Consider the following 22,908-nt stretch of genomic DNA (forward strand, 5'->3'; position numbering starts at 1 on the left):
TAATGGCAGACAACAAAAAGGATAAATCCAATTTCTTATGATTTAGAAATGGATTTATCCTTTTTAAATTTTAGTTTATTCTTCTGTTTCTTCGGTAGGAAGAGTTACTTCTTCTTCCTCTTCAATTATTACAGGATGTTTTTCATCCTCAGGTATGTCCTCAAGGGCATCTTCGATATTTTCGAATTCCTGATTACCATTTGAGACCTTTTCTCTTACTTTAGCTACTCTGGCTACCTTCACTCCTTCATCAAGGTTAATCATCCTAACACCCGATGTAATTCTTCCCAAAGTGGAAATATCCTCCATGCGGAGCTGAATAATGATTCCCAGCGTAGTTATCATCATAATTTCATGGTCATCATTTACCGCCTTTACTCCTACTACGTATCCGGTCTTTTCCGTGACTTTATAGCACTTTACTCCCTTACCGCCTCTTTTTTGTACAGTGAATTCTTCAAGGTAAGTACGTTTGCCCATTCCGTTCTCAGATACGATGAGGAGAGAATCTCCCTGATGATCCAACTGCATTCCCACAATTTCATCTCTGTCACTCAGATTCATACCGATCACACCCATAGAAGCTCTTCCCGTAGCCCTTACGTCAGTTTCTTTGAATCTGATACACATACCATGCTTGGTAACAAGGAATATTTGCGTATTTACATCTGTTATCTTCACCTCGATCAGTTCATCGTCCTCTCTAAGATTGATAGCAGCCAGACCGTTCTTTCTCACATTGCTGTATTCCATAATATGAGTTTTCTTAACGATACCCTTTTTCGTGACCATAAAAAGATTCTTATCATCTTCATAGTCTTTTACCGGTATGATAGCGGAAATCTTTTCTCCCGGATTGAGCTGAAGTAAATTGATGATAGCGGTTCCTCTTGCTGTTCTTCCTGCTTCAGGTATCTCATAGGCTTTCAGCCTGTATACCCGGCCGAAATTAGTAAAAAACATAATATAGTGATGGGTTGTAGTCATAAGAAGATCTTCGATATAGTCCTCTTCTATAGTCTGCATTCCCTTGATGCCTTTTCCGCCGCGGTTCTGACTCTTAAAATTATCGATAGTCATACGCTTAATATAACCAAGGCTGGTCATTGCGATTACCGTATTATCCTTAGGGATAAGGTCTTCCATATTAATGTCATAAACATCGAAACCTATTACGCTTCTTCTTTCATCTCCGTACTTCTCAGCAATAATAGAAATTTCTTCTTTGATTACTCCGAGCAGCAACTTTCTATCTGCAAGAATAGCTCGTAACTGGGCAATTTTTTCAAGCAGTTCCTTATGCTCGTTCTCTATCTTGTCTCTTTCCAAACCGGTAAGAGTACGGAGCCTCATATCTACAATAGCCTGAGACTGAGGATCTGAGAGACCAAAGCGGTCCATTAACTTTTGCTTTGCAATTTGAACATTATCACTGCTTCTTATAATGCTTATTACTTCATCGATATTATCGAGAGCAATCAGTAAACCTTGTAAAATATGATCTCTTTCTTCCGCTTTATTTAAATCATATTTCGTCCTTCTGGTTACGACCTCTTCCTGATGTGCCAGATAATTTACAAGCATATCCAGAATATTCATAACCTTTGGTTCATTATTTACAAGCGCCAGCATGATGATACCGAAAGTATCCTGCATCTGGGTATGCTTGTAAAGCTGATTCATAATTACATTGGCATTGGCGTCCCTTCGAAGCTCGATAACGATGCGCATACCTTCTCTGTCAGATTCATCGCGAAGATCGGTAATTCCGTCGATTCTCTTCAATTTAACGAGCTCAGCTATTTTCAGTATTAGGTTAGCTTTATTTACCATATACGGAAGCTCAGTTACTATAATCCTGCTCTTACCGTTGGGAAGAGTCTCTATATCGGTAACTGCACGTACCCTGACCTTACCCCGGCCGGTACGGTAAGCCTCTTCGCTTCCTCTCGTTCCGAGGATGATTCCTCCGGTAGGAAAGTCAGGAGCCTTGATGATAGAAAGGACTTCTTCTATATCCGTATCTCTGTCTCCATCAATCCTATTATCAATAATTTTAACTACAGCCTTGATTACTTCACGTAAATTATGGGGAGGTATATTGGTAGCCATACCTACTGCGATACCTGTGGTACCATTAACCAACAGATTGGGATAACGGCTGGGAAGTACGGAAGGTTCTCTTTCCGTCTCATCGAAGTTCGGTATAAAATCTACCGTATCCTTATTAATGTCTGCAAGAAGCTCCATGGAAATCTTGGAAAGTCTCGCTTCCGTATAACGCATAGCCGCCGCACCATCTCCGTCCACAGAACCGAAATTGCCATGTCCATCGACTAAAGGATAGCGGGTAGACCATGGCTGTGCCATATTCACCAATGCTCCGTATATGGAGCTGTCACCGTGAGGATGGTACTTACCCATAGTATCTCCGACGATACGCGCACTTTTTCTATGCGGTTTATCAGGACCATTGTTCAATTCTATCATGGAATACAGCACTCTTCGCTGTACCGGCTTCAAACCATCCCTTACATCGGGCAACGCGCGGGAAGCTATAACGCTCATGGCATAATCGATATAAGAGGTTTCCATAGTCTTCTTCAAATCCACGTCATGAACTTTGTCAAAGACTGTGTCTTGAATATTTTCTTCCATTTTTCATTATCTCCATTTCGTAATCGCAGCATTAATTAAATATCGAGATTCTTTACAAACTTCGCATTTTCCTCAATAAATTCCCGCCGCGGTTCTACTTTATCACCCATAAGTGTAGTAAACGTCAAGTCAATTTCCGATTCCGCCTCTCCATCCATAGTTACACGAAGAAGAATGCGTTTTTCTGGATCCATTGTTGTATCCCATAACTGTTCCGGATCCATTTCTCCAAGTCCTTTATAACGCTGTATCTTATTGTTCTGGTCTCTTCCTACCTCTTGAATAATACTTTCCAGCTCTTCGTCACTGTAGGCATACCACACCTTTTTATTTTTCTCAAGCTTATAAAGAGGAGGCTGTGCCAGATATACGTAGCCTTCCTTGATAAGATTAGGCATAAAACGGTAAAGGAATGTCAGCAGCAAAGTAGAAATATGAGCTCCATCCACATCGGCATCAGTCATAATAATAATTTTGTGATAACGCAGTTTGCTGATATCAAAATCTTCATGGATTCCTGTACCGAAAGCAGTAATCATCGCTTTGATTTCCGCATTAGCGTATATTTTATCTAGTCTGGCCTTTTCTACATTGAGTATCTTCCCTCGAAGGGGAAGGATAGCCTGAGTCGCACGGCTTCTGGCTGTCTTCGCACTGCCTCCCGCGGAATCTCCCTCTACAATATAAATTTCACAGTTGGAAGGATCTTTATCCGAACAATCCGCAAGCTTTCCTGGAAGGCTCATTCCCTCTAAGGCTGTCTTTCTTCTCGTTAAATCCCTCGCTTTTCTTGCAGCATCCCTGGCGCGCTGAGCGAGAATGGATTTTTCACATATTGTTTTTGCTATGGAAGGATTCTGTTCCAGGAAGTAAGTGAGCTGTTCGCTGACTATATTATCCACAGCGCCTCTGGCTTCAGAATTTCCAAGCTTCTGTTTGGTTTGTCCCTCAAATTGAGGGTCCTCTATCTTAACACTGACGATTGCCGTCAAACCTTCTCTTATGTCATCGCCCATAAGATTAGTTTCACTTTCCTTCAAAAGCTTGTTATTTCTTGAATAATCATTAAAGGTCTTGGTAAGGGCATTTCTAAAACCTATTAAATGAGTTCCGCCCTCAGGAGTATTTATATTATTAACAAAGCTGTAAGAACTTTCAGTATAAGAATCGTTATGCTGCATAGCGACCTCAACATAAACATTATTCTTCATACCTTCAAAATACATTACGTTGTCATAAAGCGCCGTCTTGCTTTTATTCAGATACGTTACGAATTCTTTGATTCCGCCTTCATAATGAAATTCTCTTACTACAGGCTCTTTATCTTCTTCTACCCTCATATCCTTAAGAATAATTTTAAGATTTTTCGTAAGAAAAGCCATTTCCCTAAGCCGCTGCTTTAAAATATCGAATTCAAAAACTGTAGTTTCTTGAAAGATAGTAGCATCAGGCTTGAACGTAACCTTCGTTCCTGTCTGATCCTGCGGACATTCACCTGTCACCTTCAATGGATAACTCACATGTCCTCTTTCATATCTTTGCTTGTGTACCTTGGAATCCTGATAAATCTCAACCTCCAGCCAATCGGAAAGAGCATTTACAACAGAAGCTCCTACACCGTGAAGACCACCGGATACTTTATATCCTCCTCCGCCGAATTTACCGCCGGCATGAAGAATAGTAAACGCCACTTCCACAGCAGGAATACCAGCTTTATGATTAATTCCCACAGGGATACCACGCCCGTTGTCGATAACTGTTACGGAATTATCCTTATTGATAATAACTTCAATTCTATCGCAATATCCTGCAAGCGCTTCATCTACGGCATTATCCACGATTTCATACACCAAATGGTGAAGACCTCTGGAGGAAGTAGTTCCTATATACATACCGGGCCTCTTCCTTACCGCTTCAAGACCTTCCAATATTTGAATTTGATCTGCTCCGTATACATTTTCATTGCTCATTTTTATATCTATGCTCCTTTCAAGCGCGAAATACTGCGCAGCAGTGTTTCTGCGTATTAACTGTTTCCAGGAAGCCATAGGCCCAATAGTAACCTATTCTTTGACGGTTCCTTCCACTATCTTAAAAACCTTATCTATTTCAAATCTGTTATTTACGAATTCATCCAAGCCTGTACAAGTGATTATAGTCTGTACATCTCCTATACTGCTAAGCAGATAATTCTGTCTGCTGCTGTCTAACTCTGAAAGCACATCATCCAGAAGTAAAACAGGGGTATCCTTGGCAATTTTCTTTACCAGCTCTATCTCAGATAATTTAAGGGAAAGAGCCGCTGTTCTCTGCTGTCCCTGTGAACCGAATCTACGGATATCAATATTCCCTACCATAAAACAGAAATCATCTCTATGAGGTCCTACCGAAGTTTGTTTTAACCTGATATCTTTTTCCTGACTGCTTTTCATCAGCCTTGCAAAATCATCGATTTCCACATCGGGTTCATATTTTATAAACAATTCCTCTTTATCACCCGACAACTTCTTATGTATGTCATAAATAATCTCATTGAGCTGGTCCACAAAGATACGGCGTCTTTCAATGATCTTGCTTCCGAAAGACACAAGCTGAGAATCCCATATATTTAAGGTTTCCTTCAACTCAGGTTTAAAGTACATATCCTTTAAAAGCTTATTTCTTTGATTCACAATTTTATTGTAATGATTTAGATTATAGATATAAAAATTGTCCAATTGACAAAGTTCCATATCCACGAATCTTCTTCTTTCTGCAGGTCCGTTTTTAATAATGCTTAAGTCCTCGGGAGAAAAAAAGACAACGTTCAATAAACCTAAGAGGTCTGCTGCTTTTTTTATCTTCTGTCCGTCAATCGCAATCCCCTTTGATTTATTTTTACGAAGATGTACGTCTACCTTGTATTCAATTTCCTGCTTTTCAATATAAGTTCTTATATGAGCTTCTTCTGAATCAAATTTAACAATATCTCTGTCTTTGCTTCCTTTATGTGATTTTGTGGTTGCGGATAGATAAATGGCTTCCAACACGTTAGTTTTCCCTTGTGCGTTATCGCCGTACAGGATATTTGTTCCTTCACTGAACTTTAAATCCAGAAATTCATAATTTCTGAAATTCATCAGTTCCAACGATTTAATAATCATTCTTACACCTTATTTTCCAAATACAAAAATATACATAATCATTATTTTTGTATTAAAATCTTTTTCCCGTCAAATTCCACAATATCATTTTCATAAAGCTTCTTTCCCCTTTGAAATTCCGGCGCACCATTAACCTTCACTTCTCCGTTCACAATAACATCCTTCGCTTCTACGCCGGAATCTACAAGACCCACAGCTTTTAACGCCTGGCCGAGTTTAATATACTCATCTCTTAATTTTATTATTTCCATATTTTTCCTTAAATTACAAATATATGTTTATATGTTGTGAAATCTTTTAAATAATACACTAATTTACGGTAGTGAAATTTACCGGAAGAATCAAATAAGTATACTTTTCCTCAACATCCCTGATAAAACAAGGAGCTTTAGGATTCACAAGATAAATATCTATTTCTTCATCGTCTATTACACGAAGAGCATCAATCAGAAATTTAGGGTTAAAGCCAATCATAATATCTTTTCCCTTTTTATCGATGTCTATTTCTTCGTTCATGCTTCCTACCGTAGAATTGATCTTAAGCTCCATCATACCATCGATTATATTTATAATAATAGGTTTCTTATCTCCTTCTTTCACGAGAAGAGTAGCTCTGTCGATACAATTTAAAAATTCTTTCTTGTTAATTCTTACCTTCGTCTCATAATCACTGGAAAGCATTTGATCTATTTTGAAATACTCTCCTTCAATCAGGCGGGAAACCACAGTAGTACTTTCGAATTCAAATACGATATGTTTGTCCGTAAAGAAGATATGTACGTCTTCCTCCATTCCACCAGACAGTATCTTGCTTATCTCATTTAACGTCTTGCCGGGAACTACTACTTTTTTAGGCATATAAAAATTCTTCAGTCCAATTTTTCTTATGGATATTCTGTGACCATCCAGAGAAACTACCTTCAAAATATCCTCGTTAATTTCAAATAATTCACCTGTCATCAGTTTATTGCTGTCATTATCAGAAATAGAAAATATAGTCTGTCTGATCACTTCTTTCAAGGTGAACTGGGAAACAATGATAGAATCTATCTTTTCGATAGAAGGCAGGTAGGAAAAATCATCTCCTGACTTTCCAATAATATTAAACTTAGCTTTTTCGCAAGTAATGGTAGTCTTATAAGAAGAATCCGTTACAATAGTTATATCGTTATCGGGAAGCTTTCTTACTATCTCTAAAAAAATCCTGGCATCCAAAGCTATCAAGCCTTTTTCCACTATATTTCCTTCAATCAAGGTCTCTATACCGAGTTCCATATCATTGGCGATCAGTTTAATGTTTCCTCCCCTTGCATCGATGAGAATACATTCGAGAATAGACATCGTCGTTTTATTAGGAACAGCCTTCGATACGATTTGTACTCCGTTAAGCAGATTTGATTTTGAACAAACTAATTTCATTTGTGTATAACTCCCTTCCTGAAAAGATGAAAAATTTGATTTGCCGAAAACCGGTTAATATATAAAGAATTTAATAATATAAATAATAATAGTTGTTGATATGTGTATAACCTTATCTATTATACTATTTTTCAGTAAAAAAAGAAATCATAATATATGTGAAAAACTAAATATAACTTTTGGATAACATGTGAATTATTCACATCTCTTTTTTTGAAGCATAAAATTAAATCTTATACTCATAAAAATATCAACATTATAACCACATAATAATAAACATAAGATTGTGGAAAGCTATTATGAAATCTATGAAGGATTAATTTTTTTTCTTATGATTTCTATTTTATTTTTGAGTTCTTCGTTTGTTTTAATTTCCTCTGTAATCTTATTAACTCCGTGGATAATTGTGGTATGATCTTTTTTGCCAAGTATCTTACCTATATTTTGATAAGAGGTATCTGTCATGCTGCGGCAAAGATACATAACTACCTGCCTCGGTTCCACAAACTCAGAATTACGTTTTTTGGAGGTTATATCCTCAGCATTTACTCCGAATTGTTCCGAAACTACATTAATAATAAAGGAAGGACTTATTTCTTTCGGTTTGTCAGGATAAATAATATCTTTTAGAGCTTCCTCCGCAATATCAAGAGTGATATCTACATTATTTAATTTGGAAAAAGCAATAATCTTATTAAAAGCACCTTCTAATTCTCTGATGTTGGACTTTATATTCGTAGCTATATATTTGAAGATTTCATTATCTACTTCTTTACTGTAGCTTTCCGCATTTTTCTTAAGTATTGCCATTCTGGTCTCATAATCGGGGGGCTGAATATCCGCAATAAGTCCCCATTCAAATCTGGAACGAAATCTTTCTTCCAAAGTTTCCATTTCTTTAGGAGGCTTATCTGAGGAGAGAATGATCTGCTTCCCGGAAGCATGGAGTACATTAAAGGTATGGAAGAATTCTTCCTGTGTACTTTCTTTTCCTATAATAAACTGTACATCATCAATAAGCAGCACATCTACAGTCCTGTATTTTTCCCTGAGCTTCGTCATGGCCGCAGCGTTACCGCTCCTTATGGATTCAATTACTTCGTTGGTAAATTGTTCCGAGGTAACGTAAAGTACTTTCATATTAGGATTCTGATTAAGGATAAAATGTCCGATGGAGTGCATGAGGTGAGTCTTACCCAATCCGGCGCCTCCGTATAAATAGAGGGGATTATACGCTTCTCCGGGAGATTCGGCCACTGCGAGGGAAGCGGAATGAGCAAATTTATTATTGCTTCCTACCACGAAGGTATCGAATCTGTACTTTGGATTCAGATTAGCTTTCTCGTAATTAATGTTGTATTGAGGCTTCAAAGCCATAGAATCTTCGTTTTCATCCACATCTTTTTCCAATATAAAAGAAATGTCATATTCATGATCCATCATTTCCGTAATGGTTACTTGAAAATAACTCTTATATTTGTTTGTTATGTAGCTGAGAGCATGAGCTTGGTCGGAAGGAATCAAAATAGTGACCACATCATTCTCCACACTGTAAAAATTGAGGTTAGCTACCCATGTATTATAAGAAATATTAGATAAATCATATTCTTTTTTTATCGTTTGTTTAATTAATTCCCAGTTTTCTTTAATAGAATCCATGAAATGCCTCCGGTTTAATAAGTAAAGCATACTATTTTGATAGTAATACTATCTTAGTAGTATTGGTATTCTTTAAGCGATAATACCTCATTTATATCTTAATATAAATAATACAAAATTTCAAATGGTTAATTTTATGAACGGGTTTATGCACATCTTGTGGATAATTAAGGGGAATAAAGTATGATTTTGAAATAAAAGTTAACATAGAATTTTATACGTTCCAAAGCCTTGTGTATAACTCTAAAAATAATTATTAACATGAGTAAATATCGATTATTAGAGGATTTATTAAGTTAATTCACTATGTTTTCACATAATATCAAGGTGTTATCCACATTTTATACACAATATGTGGATAGATTTATGTAAATTAAAAATTAATTTACTTCCATGTGCATAACTTTATTTTCTATCTACATTTAGTGGTTAGCTTATCTTTGAAATAACAATATGTAGTTTTAGTTAAAATCACGATTTTTTCAACGTTTTTTGGGTATTTTTAATTTATTAAATTTATGGTTATTTACTTGACGGAAACTTTTTTATCTTATATAATCGTAATGATATTTTTCCAACACGATATTAATAAAAAACTATTCGTTTACCTTATATTATAGAAGGTTTTCAAAAAGGAGGTGCACCAATTATGAAAATGACATTTCAGCCTAAAAACAGACAGAGAAAGAAAGTTCACGGTTTTAGATCCAGAATGAGTACTCCGGGCGGAAGAAAAGTATTAGCTGCCAGAAGAGCAAAAGGAAGAAAGAGATTGTCAGCATAGGCCGCAGTTTTGTGGCCTTTTTTCTCTTGTGGCGAAAAATATGAGATTTTCAGAATCATTGAAGAAAAATAACGATTTCAGAACTGTTTATAAAAGTGGTAGATCTTATGCTAATAAATATCTTGTAATGTATGTGTTGGAAAATAACAGAAATATGAACAGAATCGGAATATCGGTAAGTAAAAAAGTTGGAAACAGTGTCGTGCGCCACAGAGTTACGAGATTGTTGAGAGAAAGTTACAGACTGCATGAAAATATATTTAATGATGGATTAGATATAGTAGTCGTTGCAAGAAACAATGCGGCTTCGGCTTCTTATGCCGAGATAGAAAGCGCATTATTACATCTGGGAAAACTTCATCATATATTAAAGATATATTTTTAATGTATGTAAAGAAGTTTGATTTGATAATTGATATGAAAAAATTATTGATTTACATGATTAAGTTCTATAGAAAATATATTTCTCCTATGAAGAGAACAAAATGCCCTTATTTTCCCACTTGTTCAGAGTATGGTCTGGAAGCGGTCAGCAAATATGGCGCTTTGAAAGGTGGGCTTTTGTCGTTATGGAGAATTTTAAGGTGTAATCCCTTTTCCAAGGGAGGTTATGATCCAGTTCCGTAGAATAATTACTATTTAAAATTTATGTTATGCTTCATTAAGGAGGAGAAAAATTGTCAGGTATTATATTAACCCAGAATCAAACCTTTATTATAGGACCGGTTGCTAAGCTTCTCGGATATATAATGGAAGGAATTTTCTTCTGTTTGGACAAAATAGGTATTCCAAATATTGGTTTAGCTATTATTTTATTCACTATCGTTATTTATCTTATGATGATGCCCCTCACTATTAAGCAGCAGAAATTCTCTAAACTTTCCGCTAAGATGAATCCTGAACTTCAAGAGATTCAAGCGAAGTACAAAAATAAGAAAGACAATGAGACTGCCATGAAAATGAATGAAGAGACGCAGGCCGTGTATGCAAAATACGGTGTTTCTCCTACAGGAAGTTGTCTTCAGCTCATTATTCAGATGCCTATATTGTTTGCACTTTATCGTGTAATTTATTCTATGCCTGCTTATGTAGGTAAGATTAAGGAAGCTTTTTTCCCGTTGGTGGACAAGCTGATTTCTTCTCCGGGAAGTACGGATTTCATAAGGAACTTTAAGGAAGCTAACATGTATAGCAAACAGTTCCAATCAGATGCTTTTACTAGTGGTACTGTGGAGTATGTGCAGAATACTTTTATTGATGTACTGAATAAGGCATCTACCTCCGAATGGCTTTCTATTTCGGATAAGTTTCCTAATTTATCTACGGACGTGACTAGTACGCTTCAGACTTTGGATAGATATAATAATTTTCTTGGATTGAATATAGGAAATTCTCCTTCTTTTATAATGAAGGAAGCAATTGCTAATGGAACCTATATAATGATAGTTGCTGCTCTTGCAGTTCCTGTTCTGTCAGCTGTTACCCAGTGGATCAATACGAAGCTGATGCCTCAGCCGGATACCAGCAATAATAAGGATAATCCGATGGCTTCTTCTATGAAGACGATGAATATGATGATGCCTATTATGTCGGCATTTTTCTGTTATACTCTTCCCGCAGGTATGGGTCTATACTGGATTGCCGGTTCTGTAGTGCGAAGCGTTCAGCAGATAGTGATCAATAAGCACATTGACAAGATGGATCTGGATGAACTTATTAAAAAGAACGTAGAGAAGAGAAATAAGAAGCTTGAAAAATCAAAGGGCATTAATTTAAAGACGATTAACGATTATGCCAACATGAATACAAAGAATGTGGCGGCTAAGCAGGCGCAGCAGAATGTTTCTGGGGCTTCCTCTATGACGCAGCAGGAGAAGGATGAGGCAGTAAAGAAATCTACAGAATACTATAGCAAGAATGCAAAGTCTGGCAGCATTGCTTCCAAGGCTAACATGGTAAAACAATATAATGAAAAGAATAATAAGTAGGAGGGTATGGTCATGGAATTTATTGAGATTTCAGCAAAAACTGTAAATGATGCGATTACGGAAGCTTGTAGAAAACTTACTGTTACGAGTGATAAATTGGATTATGAAGTTGTAGAAGAAGGTTCCTCCGGATTTCTTGGAATTGGCTCAAAGCCTGCTGTTATTAAGGCTAGAGTAAAGTCCTCTGTTGATGATAAAGCGAAGATTTTCCTTACGGATGTTTTCGAAGCGATGAACCTTACAGTGGTAGTTAAAGCGAAGTACGATGAAGCTGAAAATTCATTGGATATCGACTTGAGCGGCGATGAAATGGGAGTTCTCATTGGAAAGAGAGGACAAACTCTCGATTCTCTTCAATATCTTGTATCCTTAGTAGTTAATAAAGATGCTGAAAACTATATCCGTGTGAAGGTAGATACTGAGAATTATAGACAGAGAAGAAAAGATACTCTTGAAAATCTTGCAAAAAATATGGCTTATAAGGTTAAAAGAACGAAGCGTCCGCTATCACTCGAGCCTATGAATCCTTATGAAAGAAGAATTATTCATTCTGCTTTACAGGGAGATAAATATGTGACTACCCATAGCGAAGGGGAGGAGCCTTTCCGTCGTGTAGTTGTTACTTTAAAAAAATAAAGATATATGATATAATAAACCCTTGAATCTTAACAGATTCAAGGGTTTTTAGTGTGAAAGGTAAGTCATTTAATGAATTAAAGTAAAAATGGGTAATCTTAAAGTATTAAGCTTTTAAGGAAAGCATATAAGAGGTTTATTATGAAGACAGATACTATAGCTGCTATTGCTACTGCGATGGCAGATTCCGGAATTGGAATTGTGAGGATTAGTGGTGAAGAAGCTATTGAAATTGCGGATAGGATGTTTCGAACGAAATCGGGAAAAAGGATTCTGCGTGAAGTAGTTTCTCATACTATAAATTATGGATATATTGTGGATAATTCTTCCGGTGAGAAAAATGATGTGGATGAAGGTTATCTTAAAGAAAGTAATATTGTAGATGAGGTCATGGTCGGCGTTATGAAGTCGCCTGGCAGCTATACTACGGAGGATACAGTCGAGATTAATTGTCATGGGGGTGTTCTCATGATGAATCGTATATTGGAGCTGGTAATTAAGAATGGGGCGAGAATTGCAGAGCCGGGTGAATTTACAAAAAGGGCTTTTTTAAATGGAAGAATAGATTTATCTAAAGCGGAAGCTGTCATTGATATAATTCATTCGAAGAATCAGTTCGCTTTAAAAAGTTCTGTGAGTCAATTAAAGGGTTCGGTGTCGGAAGTAGTTAAGGGGCTCCGTCAGGAGCTTATTTATGAAATTGCTTTTATAGAATCCGCTTTGGATGATCCGGAGCATATTAGTCTGGAGGGATATGGGGAAAGGCTTTATGAAAAGACGGATAATATTATTTCGAAGTTAAAAAAACTGCTTGATTCTGCTGATAACGGCATGATGCTTAAAGAAGGGATTAATACTGTAATTGTCGGTAAACCTAATGCAGGTAAGTCTTCTCTTCTGAATCTTCTTGTGGGAGAAGAAAAGGCAATTGTTACCGATGTTGCTGGTACTACCAGAGATGTCCTGGAAGAATCCATAAAGCTTCACGGTATAAGTTTGAATATTATAGATACTGCGGGTATTCGCTATACTGAAGATGTGGTGGAAAAAATTGGTGTGGAAAGGGCAATAAAGTATGCTTCTTCTGCAGATTTAGTTATTTTTGTGGTGGATGCTTCTCTGCCTTTGGATGAGAGTGATAATCATATCATTCAAATGATTGCCGGTAAGAAAACGATAATTCTTTTGAATAAGACAGATTTGGATGAGGTAACTACGGAAGATATTTTATCTGCTGAAATAAGGGCTGTGGATAAAGCTGTAGATGCTTCTCATATTAGGATTATAAAGACTTCTACAAAGGAAAATATAGGAATCGATTTATTGGAGAAGGCTATTAAGGATATGTTTTTCCAAGGGGAGATATCCTTTAATGATGAAGTATTCATTACGAATATGAGGCATAAGGAAGCAATTATGAATGCTTATGAAGATATGCTTCAGGTAAGGCGAAGTTTGGAGGATGGTATGCCTGAAGATTTTTATTCCATCGACTTGATGAGCTCTTATTCTTCTTTGGGTACTATAATAGGAGAGGAAGTCGGAGAAGATTTAGTAAATGAGATATTTTCAAAGTTTTGTATGGGAAAATAACGAAAGAAGGAAATAGAATGTTTGAAAGCAGTATAAAAGAAAAAGTGGATGTTTGTGTAGTGGGGGCCGGACATGCCGGATGTGAAGCTGCTTTGGCTTGTGCACGGCTTGGACTTGAAACCGTTATTTTTACTGTCAGTGTTGACAGTATTGCTCTTATGCCATGCAATCCAAATATAGGAGGTTCTTCTAAAGGGCATTTGGTAAGAGAAATAGATGCTCTCGGAGGAGAGATGGGAAAAAATATAGATAAGACTTTCATTCAGTCTAAAATGTTGAATGTGTCTAAAGGTCCGGCAGTTCATTCCCTTAGAGCTCAGGCAGATAAGGCAGAATATTCCAGACTTATGAGAAAGGTTTTGGAGAATCAGGATCATCTTACGATTAAACAGGCAGAGGTATGTGAACTGGTTATAGAGGATAACCGGATTGTGAGTATAAAAACCTTTACGGGTGCAATTTATGAATGTAAGGCAGCAATTCTTTGTACGGGTACTTATTTGAAAGCCAGATGTCTTTGCGGAGAGAGTATTACTTATACAGGACCTAATGGATTGCAGGCAGCTAATCATTTGACGGATTCTTTGAGAAATCTTGGAATAGAGATAAGAAGATTTAAGACGGGAACTCCTGCCAGAATGGATAAGAGAAGTTTGGACTTTTCAAAGATGGAGGAGCAGTTTGGAGATGAAAGAGTGGTTCCTTTTTCTTTTTCAACTAATCCGGAGGATGTACAGATAGATCAGGTTTCTTGCTGGTTGACGTATACGAACCAGAATACTCATGAAATCATACGCGGAAATTTGGACCGCTCTCCTATTTATGCGGGGATTATTGAAGGAACCGGGCCCAGGTATTGTCCTTCTATTGAAGATAAGGTAGTAAAGTTTGCGGATAAAGAAAGACATCAGGTATTTATCGAACCGGAAGGGCTTCATACTAATGAGATGTATGTAGGAGGAATGTCTTCTTCTCTTCCGGAGGATGTGCAGCTTGCTATGTATCGTACGGTGCCTGGAATGGAAAATTGCAGGATAGTGAGAAATGCTTATGCAATAGAATATGATTGTATTAATCCGAGACAGTTATATCCTACTTTGGAGTTCAAAAATATAAAGGGGCTTTTCAGCGCCGGTCAATTTAATGGAAGCAGTGGATATGAAGAAGCGGCGGCTCAGGGATTAATTGCCGGAATTAATGCAGCTCTTTCTATTCAGAATAAAGGACAGCTTGTAATAGATCGTTCGGAAGCATATATAGGTGTATTGATTGACGATTTAGTGACTAAGGAAAGTTTTGAACCTTACAGGATGATGACCTCGAGGGCAGAGTATAGATTAATTCTTCGTCAGGATAATGCAGATCTTCGTCTTAGGGAAAAAGGTTATAAGGCAGGGCTTATTTCAGAGGAAGCTTATAAAGCTGTTATAGATAAGAGGGAGTTGATAAATAAAGAGATCCATCGTCTTAAAAATACGATTGTCGGAGCATCGAAAAATATTCAGGAGTTTTTATCTTCCAAAGAAAGTTCTACTTTAAAGACCGGAACAAATATGTCTGAGTTAATATGCAGGCCGGAGCTTTCATATGAGATTTTATCTGAAATCGATGTGAACAGACAACCTTTACCTGCAGGTGTTATTGAGCAGGTAGAGATAGAGATTAAATATGAGGGTTATATTTCCCGTCAGATGAGGCAGGTAGAGCAGTTTAAGAAGATGGAAAAAAAGAAGATTTCCTCTGATCTGGATTATAACGATATAAAAAGCCTTCGCCTGGAGGCGCGTCAGAAGTTGATTTCTTATAAGCCGGTATCTGTTGGTCAAGCTTCCAGAATTTCGGGGGTTTCTCCTGCGGATATTTCTGTGCTGCTTATTTATTTGGAACAGTTTAATAAAAATAATAATCGAGTTTAAAAAGGGAATGGTTTGATATGTTTGAAGATGATTTGAGGGAATTTGGAATATACTTGAGCGATGTACAAAAGTCTCAGTTTATGCAGTATTATGAGCTTTTGGTCGAATGGAACTCTTTTATGAATCTGACGTCGATTACTGATTATGATGAGGTTATGAAGAAGCATTTTATTGATAGTCTTTCTATTGTTAAGGCATTCAATTACATGAATGAAAATTTTGTTGGTAAATCGGGTTTTTCTTTAAGTGATATGAGATTTGATATGATTGATATAGGAACGGGTGCAGGTTTTCCGGGTATTCCTTTGAAGATTGTTTTTCCTGATATTAAGATTACCCTGTTGGATTCTCTTCAGAAGAGGATTAAATTTTTGGATGAGGTAATAGATAAGTTAGGCCTTTCAGGTATTGATACCCTTCATGGACGTGCTGAGGATTATGCTAAGCCGGATAAACTGAATAAATATGGAACACTTAGAGAAAAATATGATTTGTGCGTATCCAGGGCAGTAGCTAATCTCTCTACTCTTTCAGAGTTATGTCTTCCTTTTGTGAAAAAAGATGGTTTTTTTATTTCTTATAAGTCGGAAAAACTGACGGATGAGTTGAAAGAAGCCGGAAAGGTAATATCCTTGCTTGGTGGAGAGGTGGAGGATCAGATATATTTTAAACTTCCTGATTCCGATATTAATAGAAATCTTCTTATTATAAGAAAAGTAAAAAATACACCGGAAAAGTTTCCCAGAAAGGCGGGACTTCCGGTAAAGGAACCTATAAAGTAAGAAATAGTTGAAATAATCTGAATATAATATATGAAGGAGATTTATGAAAACTTTAAAGATTAATATAGGGAGCATACCTGCTGTTATATGGGGTGAAAAGTCAGATAAAGTATATATTTTTGTTCATGGAAAGATGTCTTGCAAAGAAAGTGCCGGGTTGTTTGCAAAGATTGCTGAGGAAAAAGGTTATCAGACGATTAGCTTTGATTTGCCTGCTCACGGTGAACGGCAGGGGGAGAAGAGAAAGTGTGATATTTGGAATGGTAAAGAGGATTTGAAAGAAGTGGGCGATTATGTTTTTTCAAAGTGGGAAAGAATATCTCTTTTCGGCTCCAGCTTAGGAGCTTTTTTTAGTTTACATGCGTATAGGGATAGGAAATTCGAAAATTGTTTGTTTCAATCACCTATTTTAGATATGGAATATCTTATTCATCAGATGTTTATTTGGTTTGATGTTTCGGAACCTATATTGGAGGAGAAAAGAGAGATTGAAACACCCGTTGATATTTTGTCGTGGGATTATTATACTTTTGTAAAAGAAAATCCTATTGTAAAGTGGAATGTACCCACACATATTTTATATGGGTTGAAGGATAATTTGCAAAGTTTGAAGGTTATAGAAGATTTCACAAAGAAATTTTGCAGTGTTATTACTGTTTCGGAAAACAGTGAACATCCTTTTATGGATGAAAGTGACGCACCGGTTGTAGAGAATTGGATGAGAGCCAATATATAAAGAAATCCAAATGAAGCCATGGTTTAAATGTGAAAGGGTTCATTTGGATTTTCATTATGTGATAGGAAAGTGTGCAGAGCACATTTTTGTCTTACTATGAAGTCAGAAAAACATCAATATACCCATATGTCTTCTCCGGCGCTTCCATGTGGGGAAGAAGCTTTGTATAAGGAATATATGAAGCTTCAATTGCGCTGTTATAGTACATATAATTTTCTAATGATGTATGAATATTTTCTTTTCCGTTTCCACCGATGAGATATATGCTGTTATTGACTTCCTTTAAGGCGTGTATAATATTGGTATTGATATATTTTCCCATGTAACTGGAAAAAGCATATTTTGAGGTGTAGTCAGGAAGGTGTGCTGCTTCCAGGTAAGCGGAAATATCCTTTTCTTCTATATTTAGTTTATTGTAAAAGTATTCTTCTCTAAAGGATTTTTCAATTGATGCCCTATTAGTAAGCATGTTATAGATAAAGGTTCCAATAACGGGTACGTCGAGTAATAATTTAAAAGCTTTCGTCTGCTTGGATGGGATCTGGTTGGAATCATAAAGATTCTGGGGGTTGATGAAAATCATTTTGTCAACTGCTTCCGGATCGTTGTGGCAAGCCATTAATATAATGGGTGCAGAATCTCCAGTAGCTATTATGTCTGTCTTTTTACCAATAATATTTTTTATGAAATCGATAATAAGCTGCACATATAGATAATTGGTATAGGTCATATTCGGTTTATCCGACAGACCGTATCCTAATAAATCGATGGAATACACTTCGTGATCCTTCGCCAGCATGTCCGTGATTTTACTAAATTCATAAAGAGAGCTTCCTACTTTTAAGTCGTGGATAAGCAGCAAGGGGGAACCTTCTCCTTTTTTTGTATAACGTATCTTGCCGAATCTCCATTCGTAATAGTTATTCTTCGGATAACGAAGGTGATTTTTGGCGATGTATATGGTATAGTAAACTCTGTTTATAATATGAATTACAACAGTAGCAAGTCCTGACAAAATTAAGAGGTGTTTTAATTTCTGCTTCATATAGTGAACCATGTCCTTCCCATAGTTTTATTTTTGATTTACATTTTTATTGTATTATATTTGCAAAGTGATTACAAATAAAATTGTTAAAATGTCTTTTCATAGTATTTATTTTATTATATTATATCAATAGTGATTTTTTGAAGCAATCATTTTACAAAATATTAATAAGATGTGGTATAATATAGTTTAGTAAATTTTTGGTATTGTATGGGGACTCTGGATGCTGAATGAATTATATGTAAATTTAAAAGAAATGTATAATGGTTTTTTTAAAGAACAACAAGAATTACAGGATATGCTAGAGAACAATAAGAATCGAATTTCACAGATTGATAATTATTTGCATGAACATGATGCAGATTTATGGAGAACTGAGAAGATTAATATTGAAAATGATAATCAGTATTATTATCGAAAGATTGATGTTCTAGCCGATAGAATAAAAATTTTGGGTACCGCATTAAATCTTCTTGATAAAATTTCTATTGCTGAATATGATAAGTCGGATATTGATTTGGACAAGCATTTGAGATGTAATCAAAAAAATATTGGCGAGCAACGTCAGATTTTGGATATACAGGAAAAAGAACGTCAGCGTATAGCTCGGGACTTGCACGATACTTCTCTTCAGAATCTTGCTTATTTAGTTCATAAGGTGGAACTTACGTCCATGTATATGGATCAGGATATTATAAAGGCAAAGCTTGAATTGGCTGCCGTAAACAAAAATCTGAAATCTGTTATTCAGGATATAAGGAATACCATTTTTGATTTAAGGCCTATGATTTTTGACGACTTAGGATTAAAGACTGCTTTTGAAAAATTAATTTATAAATTCAGAGAGTCTTCAAATTATGATATTAGATTTGAAGTAGATGAAATCGAGTGTGACAATTCTTTAGTGTTGATGACAATATATAGAATTGTTGAAGAATGTGTTAATAACGCTTTGAAGCATTCGGAGGGAAATAAAGTTGTCTTTACACTGAAAAATGAAAATGGGGGTTGTTCAATTGAGGTTAAAGATAATGGACAAAGCTTTAATTGTAATGAAGCTCTTTCTCCGGAAGAAAGACACTTTGGACTATATATTTTGAAAGAAAGAGTAGAACTTCTTTCAGGAAGTATAAATATTGATTCTAAACCGGGTAGTGGGACTGCCATACATATATTTATTCCTTTGTTGGAGATGTGAGTATATTAATATGTCTGTTTATAAATATTAAGGGGAAAATTTTGTATAAAACTTATAGTTTTTGATGGAGTGACATTATTGTGAGATTATACATTATTATATATGAAATTTTAGGATTTAGTATTTCAAGATTGAAAGATTTGTCCTGAATTGAAAGGAGTAATATTATAAAATGTCAATTAAAGTAATGTTGGTGGATGACCATATTTTGATGAGGGAGGGGATAAAAAATCTTTTGGAGTTCGATGGAAGTATTGAGGTGGTTTCAGAGGCATCGGATGGTGTTGAATGTTTGAGCAATCTAAAGAATATAACGCCTGATATTATTTTGTTAGATATTAATATGCCTGGCAAAAATGGTATAGAGGTATTGACTGAGATTAAGAGGAGAAATATATTTGTAAAAATATTAATGCTGACGGTACATAATGAAGTTGAATATTTGTTGAAGGCGATAGATATTGGAGCTGATGGATATATATTGAAGGATACTGAATCTGCAGAATTGAAACGTGCTATTAATTATATTATACAGGGTGAGAATTATATACAGCCTAGTTTAATCCCAGCATTGAATTCACGTTTGGTCAATAGGGATATGGATAAGGAAAAAATTGATTCTTTGACTAGAAGAGAATTGGAAGTTCTGATTCAAGTATCGAATGGTATGTTTAATAAAGAGATTGCAAATAGCTTAGATATTAGTGAGAGAACTGTTAAAAATCATATATCAAATATTTTTAAGAAGATAGAGGTTAACGATAGGACTCAGGCTGCTGTTTTCGCAATTAAGAATAACTTGATACAGCTTTATTAGGTTTTAAAATCCGAAAAAGAAGAGTATTTAATGTTTCACGTGAAACATATAGTGCTCTTTTTTAATTATTCCACAAGATAATGTTTCACGTGAAACATAGAAACCCTAGATGTTGTAAAACCTGTCCGTGAAACATTTTTAATAGCGTGAAACATGAGATTATCTTAAAATTATGTAGATTCTAAATATAAATAATGATATAATCGAACAAGACGATATAATAATATAATTAGAAAATCGTTTGGAAAAAACGAAAGGCGAGTAAAAAATGGGAAGAACGATTGCAATTGCAAATCAAAAAGGTGGAGTAGGTAAAACGACGACATCGATTAATTTATCTGCTTCACTTGCGGAGAAAGGAAAAAGAGTATTAGTCATAGATACGGATCCTCAGGGAAATACGACTAGTGGATTTGGCATTAATAAAAACGAACTTGATAATACGGTTTATGAATTAGTACTGGGAGAGTGTTCTATCCAGGAATGTATTATAAAAAATATTGTGCCGGGCGTATCAATTATTCCTTCTAATGTGAATCTTGCAGCGACGGAAATTGAATTAATAGGAGTGGATAAAAAAGAATTTATTCTAAGAAATGAAGTGGATTGGGTTAAGGATCAATACGATTATATTATTATCGATTGCCCCCCCTCCCTCAATATGTTGACTATTAATGCAATGACGACGGCTGATTCGGTTTTAGTTCCTATTCAATGTGAGTATTATGCGTTGGAAGGATTGAGTCAGTTGATACATACAGTTAATTTGGTAAAAGAGAGACTGAATCCCGAGCTCGATATAGAGGGAGTTGTCTTTACCATGTATGATTCAAGAACAAATCTATCTATGCAGGTAGTAGAAAATGTTAAAAGTCATTTGAATCAAAACATATACAAGACTGTTATCCCCAGAAATATTCGTCTGGCGGAGGCTCCAAGCTATGGGATGCCGATAAATATGTATGATGCGAAATCGGCAGGCGCTGAAGCATATATGTTACTTGCGGATGAAGTTATTAATAGAAAGGGTGAATAAATTATGGCGGCAAGAGGATTGGGTAAGGGACTTGATGCTTTAATACCAAGTGGAGTTGATACTAAGGCGAGTAATGCCTCACAAAAAAAAGAGGTATCTAATAGTGAGAATGGATCGAATGGAAATAGTTCTGAGACATTAGTAAAGATTACTAAGGTTGAACCGAACAGGGAACAGCCAAGAAAGAATTTCGATGAAGATGCGTTATTGGAGTTGGCTGAATCAATAAAGCAATTTGGTCTGATCCAGCCTATTCTTGTTCAGGACAGAAAGACTTACTATGAAATAATAGCAGGTGAGAGAAGATGGCGCGCTGCGAAGATGGCCGGTTTGAAGGAAGTGCCGGTTATTATAAGAAATCTGACGGAGCAGGAAATAGTTGAAATTTCTTTAATTGAAAACATTCAGAGAGAGGATTTAAATCCTATCGAAGAAGCATTAGCTTATAAAAGGTTATTGAATGAGTTTAATTTAAAGCAGGATGAGGTGGCAGAAAGGGTATCTAAGAGCAGAACTGCGGTGACCAATTCCATGCGTTTATTGAAGCTTTGTGATGAAGTGCAGCAAATGATTATCACCGATATGATTTCCACCGGACATGCCCGGGCGCTTATTCCGATAGAGGATGAGGAACAGCAGTATACTTTAGCTCAAAAGATTTTCGATGAGAAACTGAGCGTCCGCGATGTAGAGAAATTAATAAAAAATTTAAATAAGCCGTCCAAGCCGAAAAAGGTCTCATTGACTGATAAAAATCTGGAAGTAATTTATCAAGATTTAGAAGAAAAATTAAAACAATCTCTCAGTACAAAAGTATCCATATCCTCCAAAGGCGAAGGTACAGGAAAAATAGAAATCGAATTCTACAATCATGACGATTTGGAAAAAATTACAGATAAACTAACACATTAAATAATGATAAACTGAAATGGTACCTTTGGTGAAATACGAATGGAGGAAAGTAAAATTGTGAAAAGTGAAATATTGAATTATATTGGATTAGGCAACTTGGATATAGGGTATCTGTTTATAGGAATGATAACTCTTATCATTATACTTGCTGTGTTAGTCATTATCCAAATGGTCACTACGTCGAAATTAAAGAAAAAGTATTCTAAATTCATGCAGGGTAAGGATGCGAAGAATCTGGAAAAGGATATTATCGGATTGTATGAAGATAATAAGTTTGTAAAGGCGGCGGCAGAAAAAAACAGAAAGGATATAAAGAATCTTTACAAGAAATTGGAATCTACCTTTCAGAAGATAGGAATAGTAAAATACGATGCATTCAAACAAATGGGAGGGCAACTCAGCTTCAGTCTGGCATTGCTTGATGAAAACAATAACGGTTTTGTATTAAATTCCGTTCATAGCACGGAAGGCTGCTATTCTTATACGAAAGAAATAAAAAATGGGCAGTGTTCAATCTTATTAGGGGAGGAAGAAAAACAAGCGCTCGACATAGCAATGGATATGGAGGGTTAATACAGAAGAGGAG

21 protein-coding genes are annotated in these 22,908 nt (G+C 35.9%); 14 read left to right on the plus strand and 7 right to left on the minus strand.

The window, feature by feature from the left end:
- Positions 1–75: 75 nt before the first annotated feature.
- From gyrA to dnaA, 6 genes are all read right to left on the minus strand, one after another.
- Positions 76–2,646 carry a DNA gyrase subunit A gene (gyrA, locus tag V6984_RS21830; RefSeq protein ID WP_342760069.1) on the minus strand — a complete coding sequence of 857 codons (2,571 nt, stop codon included), beginning with the start codon at positions 2,644–2,646 and terminating at the stop codon, positions 76–78.
- A 47-nt stretch (positions 2,647–2,693) separates the two neighbouring features.
- Entirely contained in the window at positions 2,694–4,628 is a 1,935-nt protein-coding gene (gene gyrB, locus V6984_RS21835; protein ID WP_342757703.1) for a DNA topoisomerase (ATP-hydrolyzing) subunit B, read from the minus strand.
- Between the two features lie 93 nt (positions 4,629–4,721).
- The gene (gene recF, locus V6984_RS21840; RefSeq protein WP_342757704.1) at positions 4,722–5,801 is read right to left on the minus strand and encodes a DNA replication/repair protein RecF; all 1,080 of its coding nucleotides are present in this window, start codon (positions 5,799–5,801) and stop codon (positions 4,722–4,724) included.
- A gap of 41 nt (positions 5,802–5,842) precedes the next feature.
- Positions 5,843–6,052, minus strand: coding sequence for an RNA-binding S4 domain-containing protein (locus tag V6984_RS21845; RefSeq protein WP_342757705.1), 210 nt, complete (start codon positions 6,050–6,052; stop codon positions 5,843–5,845).
- A 58-nt stretch (positions 6,053–6,110) separates the two neighbouring features.
- Positions 6,111–7,220 carry a DNA polymerase III subunit beta gene (dnaN, locus tag V6984_RS21850; protein WP_342757706.1) on the minus strand — a complete coding sequence of 370 codons (1,110 nt, stop codon included), beginning with the start codon at positions 7,218–7,220 and terminating at the stop codon, positions 6,111–6,113.
- A 306-nt stretch (positions 7,221–7,526) separates the two neighbouring features.
- Positions 7,527–8,879 carry a chromosomal replication initiator protein DnaA gene (gene dnaA, locus V6984_RS21855; RefSeq protein ID WP_342757707.1) on the minus strand — a complete coding sequence of 451 codons (1,353 nt, stop codon included), beginning with the start codon at positions 8,877–8,879 and terminating at the stop codon, positions 7,527–7,529.
- A gap of 649 nt (positions 8,880–9,528) precedes the next feature.
- On the opposite strand from dnaA, the gene rpmH reads away from it, so the two are divergent.
- The 9 genes from rpmH (at position 9,529) to V6984_RS21900 (ending at position 17,314) form a co-directional block, all read left to right on the plus strand.
- On the plus strand, positions 9,529–9,663 hold the full coding sequence (gene rpmH, locus V6984_RS21860) for a 50S ribosomal protein L34 (protein WP_031391730.1): 135 nt from the start codon (positions 9,529–9,531) through the stop codon (positions 9,661–9,663).
- A 40-nt stretch (positions 9,664–9,703) separates the two neighbouring features.
- Entirely contained in the window at positions 9,704–10,048 is a 345-nt protein-coding gene (gene rnpA / locus V6984_RS21865; protein WP_342757708.1) for a ribonuclease P protein component, read from the plus strand.
- A 32-nt stretch (positions 10,049–10,080) separates the two neighbouring features.
- Complete coding sequence (yidD, locus tag V6984_RS21870; protein WP_031391728.1) at positions 10,081–10,290, plus strand: membrane protein insertion efficiency factor YidD; 210 nt, start codon at positions 10,081–10,083, stop codon at positions 10,288–10,290.
- A 50-nt stretch (positions 10,291–10,340) separates the two neighbouring features.
- Complete coding sequence (locus V6984_RS21875; RefSeq protein WP_342757709.1) at positions 10,341–11,651, plus strand: YidC/Oxa1 family membrane protein insertase; 1,311 nt, start codon at positions 10,341–10,343, stop codon at positions 11,649–11,651.
- 12 nt (positions 11,652–11,663) lie between these two features.
- A complete protein-coding gene (gene jag, locus V6984_RS21880; RefSeq protein WP_342757710.1) occupies positions 11,664–12,287 on the plus strand; it encodes an RNA-binding cell elongation regulator Jag/EloR in 624 nt (207 codons plus the stop codon).
- A gap of 141 nt (positions 12,288–12,428) precedes the next feature.
- Positions 12,429–13,880, plus strand: a complete 1,452-nt coding sequence (gene mnmE, locus V6984_RS21885; RefSeq protein ID WP_342757711.1) for a tRNA uridine-5-carboxymethylaminomethyl(34) synthesis GTPase MnmE — start codon at positions 12,429–12,431, stop codon at positions 13,878–13,880.
- Between the two features lie 17 nt (positions 13,881–13,897).
- Positions 13,898–15,796, plus strand: a complete 1,899-nt coding sequence (gene mnmG, locus V6984_RS21890; RefSeq protein WP_342757712.1) for a tRNA uridine-5-carboxymethylaminomethyl(34) synthesis enzyme MnmG — start codon at positions 13,898–13,900, stop codon at positions 15,794–15,796.
- 17 nt (positions 15,797–15,813) lie between these two features.
- On the plus strand, positions 15,814–16,578 hold the full coding sequence (rsmG, locus tag V6984_RS21895) for a 16S rRNA (guanine(527)-N(7))-methyltransferase RsmG (RefSeq protein ID WP_342757713.1): 765 nt from the start codon (positions 15,814–15,816) through the stop codon (positions 16,576–16,578).
- 43 nt (positions 16,579–16,621) lie between these two features.
- The gene (locus tag V6984_RS21900; RefSeq protein WP_342757714.1) at positions 16,622–17,314 is read left to right on the plus strand and encodes an alpha/beta hydrolase; all 693 of its coding nucleotides are present in this window, start codon (positions 16,622–16,624) and stop codon (positions 17,312–17,314) included.
- Between the two features lie 94 nt (positions 17,315–17,408).
- Here V6984_RS21900 and V6984_RS21905 read toward each other — a convergent pair whose 3' ends face one another.
- On the minus strand, positions 17,409–18,359 hold the full coding sequence (locus V6984_RS21905) for an alpha/beta hydrolase (protein ID WP_342757715.1): 951 nt from the start codon (positions 18,357–18,359) through the stop codon (positions 17,409–17,411).
- A 223-nt stretch (positions 18,360–18,582) separates the two neighbouring features.
- Between V6984_RS21905 and V6984_RS21910 the strand changes: the two genes are divergently transcribed.
- The 5 genes from V6984_RS21910 to V6984_RS21930 all read left to right on the plus strand — a co-directional run bounded on the left by V6984_RS21910 (position 18,583) and on the right by V6984_RS21930 (position 22,895).
- Positions 18,583–19,557: a sensor histidine kinase gene (locus V6984_RS21910; RefSeq protein ID WP_342757716.1), complete on the plus strand. Its 975-nt coding sequence runs from the start codon at positions 18,583–18,585 to the stop codon at positions 19,555–19,557.
- Between the two features lie 172 nt (positions 19,558–19,729).
- Entirely contained in the window at positions 19,730–20,374 is a 645-nt protein-coding gene (locus V6984_RS21915) for a response regulator transcription factor (RefSeq protein WP_342757717.1), read from the plus strand.
- A gap of 268 nt (positions 20,375–20,642) precedes the next feature.
- On the plus strand, positions 20,643–21,410 hold the full coding sequence (locus tag V6984_RS21920; protein ID WP_342757718.1) for an AAA family ATPase: 768 nt from the start codon (positions 20,643–20,645) through the stop codon (positions 21,408–21,410).
- Positions 21,411–21,413: 3 nt separating this feature from the next.
- A complete protein-coding gene (locus V6984_RS21925) occupies positions 21,414–22,322 on the plus strand; it encodes a ParB/RepB/Spo0J family partition protein (RefSeq protein ID WP_342757719.1) in 909 nt (302 codons plus the stop codon).
- Positions 22,323–22,379: 57 nt separating this feature from the next.
- On the plus strand, positions 22,380–22,895 hold the full coding sequence (locus V6984_RS21930) for a DUF4446 family protein (RefSeq protein ID WP_342757720.1): 516 nt from the start codon (positions 22,380–22,382) through the stop codon (positions 22,893–22,895).
- Positions 22,896–22,908 lie beyond the last annotated feature (13 nt).

Origin of the sequence: Kineothrix sp. IPX-CK, from assembly GCF_039134705.1 — a bacterium.
Lineage (GTDB): Bacteria > Bacillota > Clostridia > Lachnospirales > Lachnospiraceae > Kineothrix > Kineothrix sedimenti.

Coding starts and splice junctions, on each gene's coding strand:
- mnmE (WP_342757711.1), top strand. CDS start 12,429: ATGAAGACAGATACTATAGCTGCTATTGCTACTGCGATGGCAGATTCC.
- yidD (WP_031391728.1), top strand. CDS start 10,081: ATGAAAAAATTATTGATTTACATGATTAAGTTCTATAGAAAATATATT.
- rnpA (WP_342757708.1), top strand. CDS start 9,704: ATGAGATTTTCAGAATCATTGAAGAAAAATAACGATTTCAGAACTGTT.
- V6984_RS21905 (WP_342757715.1), bottom strand. CDS start 18,359: ATGAAGCAGAAATTAAAACACCTCTTAATTTTGTCAGGACTTGCTACT.
- V6984_RS21845 (WP_342757705.1), bottom strand. CDS start 6,052: ATGGAAATAATAAAATTAAGAGATGAGTATATTAAACTCGGCCAGGCG.
- recF (WP_342757704.1), bottom strand. CDS start 5,801: ATGATTATTAAATCGTTGGAACTGATGAATTTCAGAAATTATGAATTT.
- dnaN (WP_342757706.1), bottom strand. CDS start 7,220: ATGAAATTAGTTTGTTCAAAATCAAATCTGCTTAACGGAGTACAAATC.
- rsmG (WP_342757713.1), top strand. CDS start 15,814: ATGTTTGAAGATGATTTGAGGGAATTTGGAATATACTTGAGCGATGTA.
- jag (WP_342757710.1), top strand. CDS start 11,664: ATGGAATTTATTGAGATTTCAGCAAAAACTGTAAATGATGCGATTACG.
- dnaA (WP_342757707.1), bottom strand. CDS start 8,879: ATGGATTCTATTAAAGAAAACTGGGAATTAATTAAACAAACGATAAAA.
- V6984_RS21910 (WP_342757716.1), top strand. CDS start 18,583: ATGCTGAATGAATTATATGTAAATTTAAAAGAAATGTATAATGGTTTT.
- V6984_RS21900 (WP_342757714.1), top strand. CDS start 16,622: ATGAAAACTTTAAAGATTAATATAGGGAGCATACCTGCTGTTATATGG.
- rpmH (WP_031391730.1), top strand. CDS start 9,529: ATGAAAATGACATTTCAGCCTAAAAACAGACAGAGAAAGAAAGTTCAC.
- V6984_RS21915 (WP_342757717.1), top strand. CDS start 19,730: ATGTCAATTAAAGTAATGTTGGTGGATGACCATATTTTGATGAGGGAG.
- mnmG (WP_342757712.1), top strand. CDS start 13,898: ATGTTTGAAAGCAGTATAAAAGAAAAAGTGGATGTTTGTGTAGTGGGG.
- gyrB (WP_342757703.1), bottom strand. CDS start 4,628: ATGAGCAATGAAAATGTATACGGAGCAGATCAAATTCAAATATTGGAA.
- V6984_RS21925 (WP_342757719.1), top strand. CDS start 21,414: ATGGCGGCAAGAGGATTGGGTAAGGGACTTGATGCTTTAATACCAAGT.
- V6984_RS21920 (WP_342757718.1), top strand. CDS start 20,643: ATGGGAAGAACGATTGCAATTGCAAATCAAAAAGGTGGAGTAGGTAAA.